This is a genomic window from Pseudomonas sp. CM25 (assembly GCF_013179705.1).
Classification (GTDB): Bacteria; Pseudomonadota; Gammaproteobacteria; order Pseudomonadales; family Pseudomonadaceae; genus Aquipseudomonas.
Genome location: NZ_JABMCW010000002.1, coordinates 13,630 through 29,078 on the forward strand (window position 1 = coordinate 13,630; position 15,449 = coordinate 29,078).

General features: G+C 64.1%; 11 protein-coding genes and 1 pseudogene. 2 read left to right on the plus strand and 10 right to left on the minus strand.

Translation table 11 applies throughout. The annotated features are described in order from the left end of the window. Positions 1–105 precede the first annotated feature (105 nt). The 8 genes from HP546_RS00330 to HP546_RS00365 form a co-directional block, all read right to left on the minus strand. Positions 106–2,505: an RND family transporter gene (locus tag HP546_RS00330; RefSeq protein WP_372242402.1), complete on the minus strand. Its 2,400-nt coding sequence runs from the start codon at positions 2,503–2,505 to the stop codon at positions 106–108. Further along, a complete protein-coding gene (locus HP546_RS00335) occupies positions 2,502–3,527 on the minus strand; it encodes a WD40/YVTN/BNR-like repeat-containing protein (protein ID WP_372242403.1) in 1,026 nt (341 codons plus the stop codon). Before HP546_RS00335 ends, HP546_RS00330 begins: the two co-directional genes overlap by 4 nt. A gap of 332 nt (positions 3,528–3,859) precedes the next feature. Further along, entirely contained in the window at positions 3,860–6,517 is a 2,658-nt protein-coding gene (gene pepN / locus HP546_RS00340) for an aminopeptidase N (protein WP_172218565.1), read from the minus strand. Positions 6,518–6,530: 13 nt separating this feature from the next. Beyond that, positions 6,531–7,361, minus strand: coding sequence for a DUF2797 domain-containing protein (locus HP546_RS00345; protein WP_172218567.1), 831 nt, complete (start codon positions 7,359–7,361; stop codon positions 6,531–6,533). After that, the gene (locus tag HP546_RS00350; RefSeq protein ID WP_172218569.1) at positions 7,358–7,618 is read right to left on the minus strand and encodes a YeaC family protein; all 261 of its coding nucleotides are present in this window, start codon (positions 7,616–7,618) and stop codon (positions 7,358–7,360) included. The genes HP546_RS00345 and HP546_RS00350 overlap by 4 nt, the downstream gene beginning before the upstream one ends. Positions 7,619–7,631: 13 nt before the next feature. Continuing rightward, on the minus strand, positions 7,632–8,519 hold the full coding sequence (locus tag HP546_RS00355) for a rhomboid family intramembrane serine protease (RefSeq protein ID WP_172218571.1): 888 nt from the start codon (positions 8,517–8,519) through the stop codon (positions 7,632–7,634). Beyond that, the gene (locus HP546_RS00360; RefSeq protein WP_172218573.1) at positions 8,516–9,487 is read right to left on the minus strand and encodes a metallophosphoesterase; all 972 of its coding nucleotides are present in this window, start codon (positions 9,485–9,487) and stop codon (positions 8,516–8,518) included. The genes HP546_RS00355 and HP546_RS00360 overlap by 4 nt, the downstream gene beginning before the upstream one ends. After that, positions 9,487–10,377: an NAD(+) kinase gene (locus tag HP546_RS00365; protein ID WP_016485536.1), complete on the minus strand. Its 891-nt coding sequence runs from the start codon at positions 10,375–10,377 to the stop codon at positions 9,487–9,489. Before HP546_RS00365 ends, HP546_RS00360 begins: the two co-directional genes overlap by 1 nt. Here HP546_RS00365 and HP546_RS00370 point away from each other — a divergent pair. Beyond that, on the plus strand, positions 10,376–11,398 hold the full coding sequence (locus tag HP546_RS00370) for a DUF1853 family protein (protein ID WP_172218574.1): 1,023 nt from the start codon (positions 10,376–10,378) through the stop codon (positions 11,396–11,398). The genes HP546_RS00365 and HP546_RS00370 overlap by 2 nt on opposite strands. Before the next feature lie 223 nt (positions 11,399–11,621). Then, a pseudogene (locus tag HP546_RS00375) lies at positions 11,622–12,168 on the plus strand (cytochrome b). On the opposite strand, the gene HP546_RS00380 reads toward HP546_RS00375, so the two are convergent. Together HP546_RS00380 and HP546_RS00385 are read right to left on the minus strand one after the other, a co-directional pair. Next, positions 12,159–13,052, minus strand: coding sequence for a 1-aminocyclopropane-1-carboxylate deaminase/D-cysteine desulfhydrase (locus HP546_RS00380; protein ID WP_172218575.1), 894 nt, complete (start codon positions 13,050–13,052; stop codon positions 12,159–12,161). The pseudogene HP546_RS00375 and the gene HP546_RS00380 overlap by 10 nt on opposite strands. 135 nt (positions 13,053–13,187) lie before the next feature. Then, on the minus strand, positions 13,188–15,224 hold the full coding sequence (locus HP546_RS00385; RefSeq protein WP_172218576.1) for an NADPH-dependent 2,4-dienoyl-CoA reductase: 2,037 nt from the start codon (positions 15,222–15,224) through the stop codon (positions 13,188–13,190). Between the last annotated feature and the right edge of the window lie 225 nt (positions 15,225–15,449).

Sequence of the window (15,449 nt, forward strand, 5' to 3'; positions counted from 1 at the left end):
TTTGCAGCCCATTCGCAGCACTAGGCTGCTCCTACAGCAGATCGCGAACGCCCTGGCAGGAGCAGCCTTGTGCTGCGAATGGGCCGCACAGCGGCCCCCTGCGATTCAATGGGCGAAAATCGATCCCCCTTCCTTGCCCACCATCTTCTCAGGCTTGATCAGGAACCGCGCCAGCGCCGGCAACAACCACAGCGCACCGAACATGTTCCACAACAGCATGAAGGTCAGCATCAGCCCCATGTCCGCCTGGAACTTGATCGCCGAGAAGATCCAGGTGCACACCCCGATGGCCAGGCACAACCCGGTGAACAACACCGCCTTGCCGGTCGAGCGCAGGGTTTCGTAATAGGCCTCCTGCAACGGCAGCCCGGCACGCAGGAAGCTTTCCAGACGGCTGTAGATGTAGATGCCATAGTCCACGCCAATGCCCACCCCCAGCGCCACCACCGGCAAGGTCGCCACCTTCACCCCGATCCCCATGTAAGCCATCAGTGCGTTGCCCAGCACCGAGGTCAGCACCAGCGGCAGCACGATGCACAAGGTGGCGGCAAACGAACGGAAGGTGATCAGGCACATCACCGCCACGCAGATATACACCAGGATCAGGATGGTCAGCTCGGCCGACTTGATCACTTCGTTGGTCGCTGCTTCGATCCCGGCGTTGCCCGCCGCCAGCAGGAACTGCAGGCCTTCCTTGTTATGGCTGTCGGCAAACGCCTTGGCCGCAGCGGTGACCCGCTCCAGGGTTTCGGCCTTGTGGTCGTTGAGGAACACCAGCACCGGCGCCAGCGAGCAGTCGCCGTTGTACAGGCCGTCGGCGCGGGCAATGGAGTTGTTGAGGATATCGGGGTTGCGCGACAGGGTTTCCCATTTCAGGTTGCCCTCGTTCATACCCTTGATCACCTGCTTGGACACAGTCACCAGGGAAATTGCCGACTGCACGCCGGGCGTGTTCTGCATGGTCCACATCAGCTCGTCGATCGGGGCCATGGTCGCGTGCACCGAGCACTGCTCGGACGGGGTCTTGACCATGATTACCAACACATCTGAACTGGTCGAGTAGTTGCTGATGATGAAGTTGTTGTCCTGGTTGTAGCGCGAGTCTGGGCGCAGCTCTGGCGCGCCCTGGTCGAGGTCGCCGATTTTCAGGTTCTGGCTGTACCACAGGCCACCGGCAAAGGCGACCAGCGCCAGCACCACGGACACCGGTGCCACCTTGGCGCTGGCGAAGTTCGACAGCAGGCGCCAGAACGGGTGCTCGCGGGTCGCGTCTTTCTTGCTGCGCTCGACCGCCTTCTTGCTGATGCCGACATAGGAGATGGCCACCGGCAACAGGATCAGGTTGGTGAACACGATCACCGCCACGCCGATAGAGGCGCCGATCGCCAGTTCGCGAATCACCCCGATGTCGATGATCAGCAGGGTGATGAAGCCCACCGCATCGGCGAGGATGGCAATCATCCCCGGCAGGAACAGCTGACGGAAGGTACGCCGCGCTGCCGTAAGCGCATTGTCGGCGCCGCTCGACTGCAGGGCGATGCCATTGATTTTCTGCACCCCGTGGGAAATACCGATGGCGAAAATCAGGAACGGCACCAGCATCGAGTACGGGTCCAGGCCAAAGCCCACCGCATGCATCAGCCCCAGCTGCCAGACCACCGCTACCAGGGTGGTGATGAGCACGGCGATGGTGCTGCGGATACACCAGGTGAACCAGTACAACAGTACACAGGTAATGGCCAGGGCGACGCCGAAGAACATCGCCACCATCACCAGGCCATCGATCAGGTCACCGACCTTCTTGGCGAAGCCGACGATGTGCACTTTCACATTGGGGTTTTGCGCCTGGAACTTGTCGCGGATCTTTTCTTCGAGCAGGTGCGAGAACTGCTGGTAGTCCAGCTTCACCTGCTTGCCCGGGTCCTGCGGGTCGGGGTAGCTCTCCAGCAGCGGCACGTCGACGATGCTGGACTTGAAGTTGTTGCCCACCAAGCGCCCAACCTGGCCGGACTTGAGCACGTTGTCACGCAAAGTGTCGAGGCTGTCCTGCGAGCCGTTGTAGGTGTTGGGGATCACCTCGCCACCGGAAAAGCCCTCTTCGGTGACCTCGCTCCAGCGCACGCTGGGGCTCCACAGTGACTTCAGCCCGGCGCGGTCGACGCCCGGTATGTAGAACACCTCGTCATGGATCTGCCGCAGGGTCTCCATGTAGTCCTTGTCGAAGATGTCGCCGTTCACCGCTTCCACCGAGATGCGCACGGTGTTGCCAAGGTTGGCCAGGTCGTTGCGGTGCTCCATCATCTGCTCGATGAACGGGTGCTGCAGCGGGATCATCTTCTCGAAGCTGGTGGAGGGGCGAATCTGCGTGGCCTGCCAGAACAGGAAAATGCTGACCAGCACGCACAGGGCGATGACCACGGGGCGGTTGTTGAAGATCAGGCGTTCGAGCAGTGTGGCCTTGTCCTGGTGGTGCGGCTGCATGCTGATGCTCTCCCTGCTGGTCATGGACGCACCTGCGCGGCAGGCTGGTCCGCACCTTCGGCGCTGGCCAGGTGTACACCACCCTGTCCCACCAGCAGCAGGCCACCGTCGGCCAGGCCGCTGACGCCGGCCAGGGCAATGCGGTCGGCGCGGTTGTAGACGCTGAAGGTGTGGCCGTCGTCGCTGCTGCGCAGCACGCTGCCGCCATTGCCGACCAGCACCAGGTTGCCATTATCGAGAAGCGTAGCGCTTGCCAGGCCGAATTCGAGCGCGCCGCGCGCGGCCTTCAGCTCGATAGGCTGCCAGCTGTCGCCGAAGTCGGTGGAACGGAACAGGTTGCCGCGCAGACCGTAGGCCAGCAGGGTGTGTGCCTGGGCAGTGCCGATCACGCCGAACAGCGAGCCCTCGTAGGGACCCTGGACCTTGGCCCAGGTTTGACCGTTGTCGGCGGAGCGGAACATGCCACCCTGCTCGCCAACGATGAACAGCCCGGCGTCACGCACCCGGGCGATGCCGTTGAGGTGCAGCTGGTCGGGGTTGTCCAGGCGCTCGGCCGCGTCCTGCCAGTGCTGGCCGCCGTCAGTGGTTTCCAGCAAGGCGCCGTAGGCACCCACGGCAAAACCGTGCTGGGCGTCAAGGAAGGTGATGTCGAGCAAGGGTGCTTCGCGGGCAAGGTCTTCGAACTGCTTGCTCCAGGTGGCGCCACCGTCGCTGCTGGCGAGGATTTGCGCGTCATGGCCGACCGCCCAACCGCGCTTGTCGTCGAAAAAGAACACGGCGGTGAGCAGTTGCCGGGTGGGTACCCGGGCCTGGGTCCAGGTGCTGCCCTGGTCATCGGAGAACAGGATGTGGCCGCGATCCCCCACCACCACCAGGCGTTTGCCGGCATGGGTGGCGCCGATCAGCAGGCTTTGGCTGGCCTTGGCCGATTCGGTGGAGTATTCGTCGGCTGCGGCGGCCTGGGCGCTGTCGGCCCATACCCCCAATGCCAGCGCCAGCACTGCGCTGGCGGCCAATGGCCAGGCACCACGCCTGGTCTGCGTCATCACCCGCTGCTTCATGACCATCCCCTGTTGTGTTGTTCTTGTTGGGTCTGTGCTGTGAAAAGCCTGTGTTAGAGGCTTGGGGGGATCGTATCGGGGAAGGTTGCGCGATTACAACGCGCGGGACGTTATGTTTTGTTAACCGGAAAAAACCGGGGCCGCTGCGCAGCCCATCGCCGGCAAGCGCGGCTCCCACAGGAATACCACAACCTTCAAGTCTGTGATTATCTTGTGGGCTCCCACAGGACTATCACAACCTTCGGCGCTTGTGATTATCTTGTGGGAGCCGCGCTTGCCGGCGATGGGCTGCACAGCAGCCCCGGTTTCTAGCAGGCTTACGCCAGGCTCTTGCTCACCACTTCATAGACATCGCTGGACAGCTCGCCGGACGCGAGAATCCGCTCCAGCTCGCCTTTCATCAGGCCCTGACGCGCAGCGTCATACTTGCGCCAGCGGGTCAGCGGCGCCAGTTGACGCGAGGCAATCTGCGGGTTCAGCGCATTCAGCTCGATCACCAGGTCGGCCAGGAAGCGATACCCCGAGCCATCCGCCGCATGGAAGTTGACCAGGTTCTGCCCGGCAAACGCACCGACCAGCGCACGCACCTTGTTCGGGTTCTTCAGGGTGAACGCCGGGTGCTGCATCAGCGCCTTGACCCGCGCCAGCCCGCCCGGCAGCGTGCTGGCCGCCTGCACGCTGAACCACTGGTCCATCACCAGCGGGTTGTCCTTGAAGTGCTCGGCAAAGGCTTCCAGCGCCCTGGCCCGCTCGGCTTCGAACGGCGAGTTGACCAGCACCGCCAGCGCGGTAAGGCGCTCGGTCATGTTGTCGCAGTGCTCGAACTGCTCCAGGGTCGCCTCCAGCACCTGCGGCTTGCCGCTCTGCATCAGGTACGACAGCGCGATGTTCTGCAGGCTGCGGCGGGCGAAGTGCTCGGCCGAGGCCACGTAGGCAGTGCCGCGCGACACCTCACGATGGGCCTGGTAGCGCGCCCACAGGGCGTCGAACAACTGTGCGGCGATCTGCTTGCGGGCGAACTCGCGGGCATTGTGGATGGCATCCACGTCGGCCACCTGGCTGATTTCGGTCAGGTAGGCCTCACCCGGCAGCGAGAGCATTTCCGCGACCATGGCCGGGTCCAGCGATTCATTGCCCAGGACAGTGCCCAAGGCCTTGATCAGCCGCTGGTCGAGCTGCAGCGCTTCACCGCGCTGGTGCTGGCCGATCAGTTCCTGCAACACCTGCACCGACAGCTGTTGGCCCGCTTCCCAGCGGTTGAAACCGTCGCTGTCATGCTGCATCAGGAACATCAGCTGATCGCGGTCGTAAGGGAAGCTGAGCTTGACCGGGGCGCTGAAGCCGCGCAGCAGCGACGGCAGCGGCTTGGCCTTGAGGCCATGGAAGGTGAAGGTCTGCTCGGCCTCGGTCACCGACAGCACGCGGCTGCTACCCTGGGCAGCGGTTTCGCCAGCCAGTTGCAGCGGCAGGTCATTGCCTGCGGCATCCAGCAGACCCAGTTCCACGGGAATCACGAACGGCAGCTTCTGCGCCTTGTCCGGAGTCTGCGGGCAGCTCTGGCGGAAGGTCAGGCTGTAGGTCTGCGCGGCGGCATCATAGGCTTCACTGACGTCCAGGCGGGGGGTGCCAGCCTGGCTGTACCAGCGCTTGAACTGGGTGAAGTCGACGCCATTGGCGTCTTCCATGGCCTTGATGAAATCGTCGGTGGTCACCGCCTGGCCATCGTGGCGCTCAAAATACAGGTCGCTGCCCTTGCGGAAGCCATCGGCACCCAGCAGGGTACGTACCATGCGCACCACTTCGGCGCCCTTCTCGTACACGGTCAGGGTGTAGAAGTTGGAGATCTCGATGAAGCTGTCCGGGCGCACCGGGTGGGCCATGGGGCCGGCGTCTTCGGCAAACTGATGGGTGCGCAGGTAGGCCACGTCCTCGATCCGCTTGACCGTGCGCGAGTTCATGTCGGCGCTGAACTCGGCATCGCGGAACACCGTGAAGCCTTCCTTCAGCGACAGCTGGAACCAGTCGCGGCAAGTAACGCGGTTACCCGACCAGTTGTGGAAGTACTCGTGCGCGACCACACCTTCGACGCGCTGGTGCGCGGCATCGGTAGCGGTTTCGGCGCGGGCCAGCACACAGCTGGAGTTGAAGATGTTCAGGCCCTTGTTTTCCATGGCGCCCATGTTGAAGTCATTGACCGCGACGATCATGAAGATGTCCAGGTCGTACTCACGGCCATAGACTTCTTCGTCCCAGCGCATGGACTTCTTAAGGCTGACCATGGCGTGGTCGCACTTGTCGAGGTTCTCGGGCTCGACGTAGATGCGCAGCATCACATCACGGCCTGACTGACGCGTGAAGTTGTCCTCGACGCACCACAGGTCACCGGCCACCAGCGCGAACAGGTAGGCTGGCTTCTTGAACGGGTCTTCCCAGGTTGCCCAGTGGCGGCCATCCTCGGCCGGCCCGCTGCCCGTCGGGTTGCCGTTCGACAGCAGGACCGGGTAGCGATGCTGCTCGGCGATCACCGTGGTGGTGAAGGTGCTCATCACGTCCGGGCGGTCGAGGTAGTAGGTGATCTTGCGGAAGCCCTCGGCCTCACACTGGGTGCAGAACATCTTGCCGGACTTGTACAGGCCTTCCAGCGCGGTATTGCTTTCAGGGTGGATCTTCACACTGGTATCGAGGGTGAAGTTCGCGGCCTTGGGGTGCAGGGTCAGGCTGTCGGCTTCGAGCCGGTAGTCGCCCGGCTGCAGTTCCTGGTCATCCAGAGCCGCGCGCTGCAGCTCCAGCTGCTGGCCATCCAGCACCAGTGGCGGCAGGCCGGCCCCGCGCTCGGGGTTGCGGCGCATGACCAGTTGCGCATGGACCAGGGTGTGGTCCTCGAACAGTTCGAAGGTCAGGTGCGTCTCGTCGATCAGGTACTCGGGCGCCTGGTAGTCCTTGAGGTAGATCACTTGCGGTTGTTCGGTACGCATGTGCAGGTCCTTTTTACTGGAGCACGGCCAACTGGTAGGCCGTGTACTTGCGAATATTGATCACACCGGTATCGAAGATCAGGTACTGGCCCTTGATACCCATCAGCGTACCTTCAACCACTGGGTTCTTGTCCAGGTTGTGGCTGACGATCTTGGTCGGGTAGGCCTCGACCGGGTAGCGCATCTGCACCACTTCGGCGTCGGCCAGCGGCTGGATGGCCTGCAGCCCGAAGCGTCCCTGCAGCTCGCGCAGGCCGTCGGCGCAGGCATCGAAGATCTGGTCGCGGATGGCCGGCAGGTCCAGCACCTCGGCGTCGCTCTTGAGCAGCGTGCGCCAATTGGTGCGGTCTGGCACCTGGCTGCGCAGGATATCCTCGACCAGCCCGGATTGCTGGCGGGTGGCCACGCGCATGATCGGCAGGGCCTGGCTGGCACCCTGGTCGAGCCAGCGGGTGGGCAGCTGGGTGGCGCGGGTGATGCCGACCTTGATGCCCGACGAGTTGGCCAGGTAGACCACGTGATCGGTCATGCAGAACTGTTCGCCCCACGACGGTTCGCGGCAGGTGCCGGCGTCATAGTGGCATTTTTCCGGGGCCATGATGCACACATCGCACTGGGCCAGCTTGGTCATGCACGGGTAGCAGTATCCCTGGCTGAAGCTGGTCTTGGTGCGCTTGCCGCAATGGCTGCAGTGAATGGCGCCGAGGTATTCCAGGCGCAGGCGCTGGCCAATCAGCGGGTTGACCGGCACCTGCGTGTCATCCAGGCGAAAGCTGTACTGCACCACCGGTGCCTGCAGGCTTACCGTCATCTTGCTCAAAGAGCCACGAGCGAGTTCGATCAATGTACCGAGTCCGACTTGAACAGAATATTGGCGATCGGCGCCGACTTGGAGGCGCATTCCTGCGGGCCCATGTAGCCGGTGCGCTGGTCTTCGGGCAGGTTTTTCATCTCCCAGGCAATAACGGCCTGCAGCGACAGTTCTTTCTGCTCGGCGGTGAGCTTGCGGCCATCCGACCATTTACCGATTTCCACGGCCAGTTTCAGGCTCTCGTAGATATCCGGGGTGATGTTTTCGATCATTTGCGCGAAAGTGGACATAGTGTCTCCTGATTCAAGCCGACAGTTTACGCCGGGCCAGCGCCCCGCCCAAGAGCCCGGTCAGGCATCCGATGAGCAACCCGCCGACATGCGCGGCGTTGGCGATCTGGCCCAGGCCCAGGGTGCCGACCACGCCGGTCAGGCACACCACGAGCCAGATCAGCATCATCACCAGCACACCCTTGGGCAGGTTGAAGTAACGGTTGGGGGCAAGCCACTGGTATAGCCAGATGTGCCCGAGCAGGCCGTACAGCACGCCGGACAGGCCACCGAACAGGCTCGGCCCGCTGGTGTAGTGCTGGGCCAGGTTGGACACCAGGCTGAACAGCAGAGTCAGGCCCAGCAGCATCCACGGGCCCTGGCGCAGCTCGATGCGTTTGCCCAGTTCCCAGTACCACAGGCTGTTCATGGCCAGGTGCAGCACGCCGAAGTGCAGCAGCATGGGCGACACCAGGCGCCACCACTGGCCTTGATCCAGGCTTTGTGCCAGCGAGGTGAAGTACAGGTAGTCGCCCTGCACGCGGAAGTCGAGGAAGGTGAACCAGCTGATGGTGGTGAAGTTGTCGCCCAGGCTGGTCAGGCCGGCGACGATGAAGCACAGCAGCAGGGTCAGGGTGGTGATTTTGCAGGCTTTGGCCTGGGCTGCCAGGGAAGGTTGCGTGGGGCCATTAGCGGGTAAACCCGCTCCTGCGGGGTCATCGGTTGCCGGGATATCGGCGTTACCCTCCGGGAAGCGCTGGTAGAGTTCGCGGACGTCTTCGGCCAGGGTATCGGGGGCCCAGAGCACCTGGACCTCGCCCTCTTCACTGACCCGGTGCGGCACCTGCAGGCGCTGCAGCAGGTGGACGAAGCCGCTGAGGTCGACCGACAGCGGCAGGCGCATCACTTCGATAATGTTCATTGGTTGGCCTGTGGGCGGTCGACGTCGACCCAGACGAACTTGTGCGGGTCGATGCGGGTTTCATCATCCAGCCGGTACGCAACCATTTTGCCGTAGAGCACGGCGCTGTAGTCCAGGCAGGCCAGGTTGGGGCGGATGGGCGCGGGATGGCCGCTGCGCCAGTAGTGGCCGACAAACAGCAACGGCTCGTCTTCGCCATAGCGCAGCAGGGCGTTCTTCTGGCTGTGGCTGAGCGGTGCACTGGCCACCGCTTCGGGCAGGGCATCGGGCTGGAACACGATGTCGCCGTAGGTTTGCGGGTCTTCTTCCCAGAACTTGGTGCGGAAAAAGGCGCGGGTCAGGCCATCGCCGCCGGTCAGGGTCAGGCCGTCGGGCAGGCGCATGTCGGTGCCGCGCAGCAGGCGGTTGCACACGGTGGCGGCGAAGCTGTTGCTTACCGCCGAGGCCTGGATGAAATGCTGGTCGATACGCCCATCGGGGTATTGCTGGCGCAGCGGCTCGATCAGCCGTGGGTCCCAGCAGGCATGCACCAGGCGGAAGCGCCCGGCGTCGATGAACAGCGGCAGCTGGTAGAACCAGTTGACGAAGTCGTGCCAGTCGCCCGGGTGTTGGGCGAACTGGGTGAGGGTTTCGTCTATCAGCCGGGCATGGCGTGGCGTATGTTCACGCACGTATTCCTTGCCGCTGCCGGGCAGCGCCGGGGTCACCCAGCCGAGGGCGTTGTATTCGTGGTTGCCCATGATGCAGAACGCCTGCCCCGCCTCGACCATGTCGTGGACGATGTGCAGCGCCTCGCGGATGCGTGGGCCGCGGTCGACGATGTCGCCAAGGAACAGCGCCTGGCGCCTCGGGTGGCGCCATACGCCGGCTACACGCTTGTATCCGAGGGCGTCGAGCAGGCGTTCGAGGGTGAGTGCACAGCCGTGCACGTCACCGATGATGTCGAAACTTCGCGCCGGATCGAGCATCAGTCGTCCCTGCTCCCCAGGCGGCTGCCCCAACCGAGCTTGGTGCGGCAGACCTCGTAGTAATTGTGGTCCAGCGGGTGGATCAGCCGCAGTTTCTGCGGTTTCTTGCTGACCGTGATGGTGTCGCCGGGAGCGCAGGTGAAGTGGTTCTGGCCGTCACAGGACACCTGCGGGTAGATCTGCAGGTCCTTGGACACCACGATCTTGAGCTCGCTGTTGCCGTCGACCACGATCGGCCGGCCCGACAAGGTGTGCGGGTACATCGGCACGATGACGATGGCATCGAGCTTGGGGTGCATGATCGGGCCGCCAGCCGACAGCGCATAGGCGGTCGAGCCAGTGGGGGTGGCGACGATCAGGCCGTCGGCCTTCTGGCTGCAGACGAACTGGCCGTCGATATAGATCTCGAACTCGATCATGCGAGTGGACTTGCCCGGGTGCAGCACCACATCGTTCAGCGCATCGCCCTGGCCGATGGCTTCGTGATGGCGACGCACCTCGGCCTGCAGCAGGAAGCGGTTTTCCACCAGGTAGTGGCCGTCGAGCACTTCGGCGACCTTTTCTTCCAGTTCGTCGGGGCGGATGTCGGTAAGGAAGCCCAGGTTGCCACGGTTGATACCCAGCACCGGAATGTTGTGCCGGGCCAGGGCGCGCGCAGCGCCCAGCAGGCTGCCGTCGCCGCCGACGACGATGACCAGGTCGCAGACTTCACCCAGCAGCTTGCGGGTGGAGGTTTGCAGGCCGTGACCGGGCAGCACTTCGGCGATGGTGTCCTCGAGGATCACGTGCAAGTGGCGGTCGAGGAGGAATTTTTTCAGTCGGCGAATGGTGTCGAGCACCTGCGAGCTGCCAAGGCGACCGATGATACCGATATTGCGAAATTGCTCCATGGGGCTCCTGCGAGGCTCTGCGGCGGGTGACGATGCGCCGATTATGGGCGAAACCACCGGGCAGCGGCAAACCGGCTATGCTCGCAGCATGACGCCATTCGCCCAGCTCGACGACCTGCCCCGGCAACTGCAGCGCCCCGCCGTGCGCGACCTGGCCTGGGCGCTGCTGTCGCCGCCCTTGCTCAGTGCCCCGCCCTGCCCCCAGCGCCACCCATTGGCAGGCAGCCTTTGGGCGGATCAACCGCGCCAGCTTGAAGACTGGCTGCGAGCGCTGGATGCCGACGATCGCCCTTTGCAGGACTGGCTGGCGAAATTGGGTAGCGGGCGCCTGGGGCACTATTACGAACGGCTGTGGCAGTTTGCCCTGGGCCAGGCGCCGGGCATCGAACTGCTGGCGGCCAACCTGGCGATCCGCGACGGCGGGCACACCCTGGGTGAGCTGGACGTGGTGCTGCGCGACCGCGACGGGGTGCACCATCTGGAACTGGCCATCAAGCTGTATCTGGGGCCGGAAGGCTCCGGACACGACCCCTGCACCTGGCTGGGGCCGGGCTGCCATGACCGGCTGGGGATCAAGCTTGGGCACCTGGCGAAGCACCAGTTGCCGATGTCGGCGGGGGCACACAGCCGCGTTCTGCTGGCCCGGCTTGGGGTTGGCCAGGTGCAGGCACATGCATGGCTGGGCGGCTACCTGTTTTATCCATGGGCCGGACATGCCGAGCCGCCGGCGGGTGCCAACCCGCAGCATCTGCGCGGGCGTTGGCTGCGGCGGCGGGACTGGGTCATGGCTGAGGGTGAGCGCTGGCAGCCACTGCAAAGGCATGCCTGGCTGGCGCCGGCGCGGGTAGAAGCGGGTGAGTGCTGGCAGGCAGAACAGTTTGCGGCCTGGCTGCATGTGTTGGCACGGCAGGCGCCGGCGCAGTTGCTGGTGCGGCTGAAGCCGGATCCCGACGGTACCTGGCAGGAGGCAGAGCGGGTGTTTCTGGTGGCTGACAGCTGGCCATTTTTGCCCGAGGCATGATGTTGCCTGTACCGGCCCTATCGCCGGCAAGCCAGCTCCCACAGGTACTGCGCAGGCCTCGGGCTCAACGCCGTACCTGTGGGAGCTGGCTTGCCGGCGATGGGGCCAGCACAGACAACACAGTTTTCACAGACCCAGCGCAATGATCTGTTCCCGGTAACCCTTAAAGTGGTACCTGAGCGCCAACAAGAGCGCCATCCCGACCTGATGACGAGGAACGACCATGGTTTCATCCACCCCCGCGACCCCACTACGCGCGCCTGTCGATTGCCCTGCACTGGCTGATGCTGGTGCTGCTGGCAGCCGTCTACGCCTGCATCGAACTGCGCGGCCTGTTCCCCAAGGACAGCGCTGAACGCAACCTGATGAAAGACCTGCATTTCATGCTCGGGCTCAGCGTGTTCGTGCTGGTCTGGCTACGCCTGGCCGTGCGCCTCAGCCGCCCGACCCCGCCGATCCTGCCCAAGCCACCGGCCTGGCAGACCGGCCTGGCGCACCTGATGCATCTGGCGCTGTACCTGATGATGATCGGCTTGCCGCTGGCCGGCTGGCTGATCCTCAGCGCCGCCGACAAGCCGGTGCCGTTCTACGGCCTGGAGCTGCCGCACCTGATCGGCGCGGACCCGGACCTGGCCAAGTTCATCAAAGGCTGGCATGAACGTATCGGCAGTTGGGGCTACTGGCTGATCGGCCTGCATGCACTGGCAGGGCTGTATCACCACTATGTGCAGCGCGACAACACGCTGCTGCGCATGCTGCCTTACAAGTAGCCGCGCCGACCCTGCAGGCCACCGGTATGCACGAAGATCAGGCGAGTGCCGGGCGCGAACAGCCCGGCCTCGACCTGTTCGCGCAGCGCCATCAGCGCCTTGCCAGTGTAGAGTGCTTCGAGAGATACGCCGGTGTGCTGCTCGCAGTGGGCGACGAAGGCTAGCAGCTCATCGTCGAACGTGCCGAAGCCACCCCGGCAAGCATCGTGCAGCTGGTAGCCTTGTCCGCCTGCCAGTGCCGCCACCGTTTCCGCCACGCCATGATCCCTGGGTACGGCCAATGCGCCATGCACGGTGTGCGCACCCGCCTCGGCCATTACCAGCCCGGCCAAGGTGGTACCTGTACCGGCAGCCAGCCACCAGCTGTCATAGTCCGACCAGCCCAATGTCGCGATTTGTGAGCGCGCCTGCTGCAGGATCAGTGCACAGCCTTGGGCACCGGCCAGCCCGCCGCCGCCTTCGGGGATGCAATGCCAACCGGGGTAGTGTGCCTGCCAGGGCTCCCAGAACCCTGGTTCGTTGCGTGCGCGATAGCCGCCATAGCCAAGCCAGTGCAGCTCCATGCCCAGCGCCTGCAGGTCGCGCACCGTGGGCGTGTCCTGGGCGTGGCCGCGCAGCAGGCCGGCGGTGGCAAAGCCGAAGCGCTTGCCGGCGGCGGCAAGCGCGTGCAGGTGGTTGGAATGGTTGCCGCCGAGGCTGATCAAGCCCGGGGCTTTGCTGTTGCCAGCTTGCTGCAGATGATGGCGAAGCTTGAACCACTTGTTGCCGCTGATCAGCGGGTCGATCAGGTCCAGGCGGAGGATCGCGGCTTCAACCCCCCCGTGTTGCAGCCAATGCAGGCTCAGGGGTTGCAGGGGGGCTGGGGGAAGCTCGAGTGCATGCATGCATCGCAGTTTACAGGGAAATCGGGTCGCTTTGCGCCCATCGCCGACAGGCCAGTTCCCACAGGCCTGAAAAGCTACGCGGTACCTGTGGGAGCTGGCTTGCCGGCGATGGGCCGCATAGCGGCCCCGGCATCCTCAAAGCTCAGCCGCCAGTCTCGACCCTTGATTGATCGCCCGCTTGGCATCCAGTTCGGCCGCCACATCAGCCCCGCCTATCAAGTGCACCGACTGCCCCTGCGCCACCAGCCCTTCCTGCAGTTCGCGCAAGGGATCCTGCCCGGCGCAGATCACCACGTTGTCCACCGGCAGCACCTGCGGCTCGCCGTCCGCCACGCGAATATGCAAGCCGGCGTCGTCAATACCCAGGTATTCGACACTGCTCAGCATCTGCACCCGCTTGTTCTTCAGCCCGGTCCGGTGAATCCAGCCGGTGGTCTTGCCCAGGCCATCACCCACCTTGGATTTCTTGCGCTGCAGCAGGAATACCTGACGCGCCGGGGCATGCGGCTCGGCCTTGATCCCGGCCACACCACCGCGCGCTTCAAGATGGCGATCGATGCCCCACTCCTTCCAGAACGCATCACGGTCCTGGCTGGTGGCCACGCCCTGGTGTACCAGGTACTCGGAAACGTCAAAACCGATGCCGCCCGCACCAATCACCGCAACCGCCTTGCCCACCGGCTTGCGCTCGAGCAGCACATCCAGGTAGCTCAGCACCTTGGCATGCTCGACCCCGGGAATGGCCGGGATGCGTGGGGCGATACCGGTGGCCAGGATGATCTCGTCAAAGCCACCGTCTACCAGCGCCTGGACGTCGACACGGGTATTCAGGCGCAGGTTCACGCCCGTGCTGGCCACCTTGTTGCGGAAGTAACGCAGCGTTTCATTGAATTCCTCCTTGCCCGGCACGCGCTTGGCCACGTTGAACTGCCCGCCGATTTCGCTGGCGGCGTCAAACAGAGTCACCGTGTGGCCACGCTCGGCCGCCACCGTGGCCGCAGCCAGGCCGGCCGGGCCTGCGCCGACCACGGCAATACGCTTCACCTGCCGCACAGGCAGGTAGTTGAGTTCGGTTTCATGGCAGGCACGCGGGTTGACCAGGCAGCTGGTCAGCTTGCCGCCGAAGGTGTGATCCAGACAGGCCTGGTTGCAGCCGATGCAGGTGTTGATGTCATCAGCCCGGCCGGCGGCCGCCTTGTTGACGAAATCCGGGTCGGCCAGGAACGGCCGAGCCATCGAAACCATGTCCGCATCACCCTCGGCCAGCACCGCCTCGGCCACCTCGGGGGTGTTGATGCGGTTGGTGGTGATCAACGGAATGCTCACCACGCCGCGCAGCTTGGCGGTAACTTTGCTGAACGCCGCGCGCGGCACCTTGGTGGCGATGGTCGGGATACGCGCTTCGTGCCAGCCGATGCCGGTGTTGATCAGGGTCGCGCCAGCCTGCTCGATGGCCTTGGCCAGCAGCTCGATCTCGTCCCAGGTGCTGCCCCCCTCCACCAGGTCGAGCATCGACAGGCGGAAGATAATGATGAAATTCGGCCCCACCGCGCCACGCACCCGGCTGACGATCTCGACCGCCAGGCGCATGCGGTTCGCATAACTGCCGCCCCAGCGATCGGTACGGTGATTGGTATGGGCAGCGAGGAACTGGTTGATGAAGTAGCCTTCCGAACCCATGATCTCGACGCCGTCATACCCCGCGCGCTGGGCCAGCACCGCGCAATTGACGAAGTCGGCGATCTGCTTCTCGATGCCCGCTTCGTCCAGTTCCTTGGGCTTGAACGGGTTGATCGGTGCCTGGAGCGCACTGGGCGCCACTTGGCGCGGGCTGTAGGCATACCGCCCGGCATGCAGGATCTGCAGGCAGATCTTGCCATCGGCAGCATGTACCGCCTCGGTGACAATGCGGTGCTTGTCGGCCTCTTCTTCGGTGCTGAGCTTGGCCGCACCGGAGTACACCCCACCCTCATCGTTGGGCGCGATACCACCGGTCACCATCAGGCCGACGCCACCACGGGCGCGCTCGGCAAAATACGCCGCCATGCGCTCGAAACCACCGGGGCGTTCTTCCAGGCCGGTATGCATCGAGCCCATGAGCGTACGGTTACGCAAGGTGGTGAAGCCCAGGTCCAGCGGTGCGAGCAGGTGCGGGTAGCGGTCGGCGGCCATGGAAAGGTCCCCAGGTGGCGTGATCACGGAATGCGGGTGCCTCACCGGGCCCCGTCGATTGTCTGTCAGCGACATTAAACAGCCGTTTGAATCTGCTCAATGATCTTAACTCACAAGTTCATGACCCTATCGAACAGCTGGTCGCGCAATTGTGCCGGTGGGGTATCCTTGGTGGCGTCGATAGCAGGTTATGAACAAATGACCTTCCGCTGGCAGACGGTTTGC

What these genes read in the sequence shown, in the direction of transcription:
- HP546_RS00330 (WP_372242402.1), bottom strand. Translation starts at nt 2,505, where the DNA reads ATGACCAGCAGGGAGAGCATCAGCATGCAGCCGCACCACCAGGACAAG.
- HP546_RS00335 (WP_372242403.1), bottom strand. Translation starts at nt 3,527, where the DNA reads ATGACGCAGACCAGGCGTGGTGCCTGGCCATTGGCCGCCAGCGCAGTG.
- pepN (WP_172218565.1), bottom strand. Translation starts at nt 6,517, where the DNA reads ATGCGTACCGAACAACCGCAAGTGATCTACCTCAAGGACTACCAGGCG.
- HP546_RS00350 (WP_172218569.1), bottom strand. Translation starts at nt 7,618, where the DNA reads ATGTCCACTTTCGCGCAAATGATCGAAAACATCACCCCGGATATCTAC.
- HP546_RS00355 (WP_172218571.1), bottom strand. Translation starts at nt 8,519, where the DNA reads ATGAACATTATCGAAGTGATGCGCCTGCCGCTGTCGGTCGACCTCAGC.
- HP546_RS00360 (WP_172218573.1), bottom strand. Translation starts at nt 9,487, where the DNA reads ATGCTCGATCCGGCGCGAAGTTTCGACATCATCGGTGACGTGCACGGC.
- HP546_RS00370 (WP_172218574.1), top strand. Translation starts at nt 10,376, where the DNA reads ATGGGGCTCCTGCGAGGCTCTGCGGCGGGTGACGATGCGCCGATTATG.
- HP546_RS00365 (WP_016485536.1), bottom strand. Translation starts at nt 10,377, where the DNA reads ATGGAGCAATTTCGCAATATCGGTATCATCGGTCGCCTTGGCAGCTCG.
- HP546_RS00380 (WP_172218575.1), bottom strand. Translation starts at nt 13,052, where the DNA reads ATGCATGCACTCGAGCTTCCCCCAGCCCCCCTGCAACCCCTGAGCCTG.
- HP546_RS00385 (WP_172218576.1), bottom strand. Translation starts at nt 15,224, where the DNA reads ATGGCCGCCGACCGCTACCCGCACCTGCTCGCACCGCTGGACCTGGGC.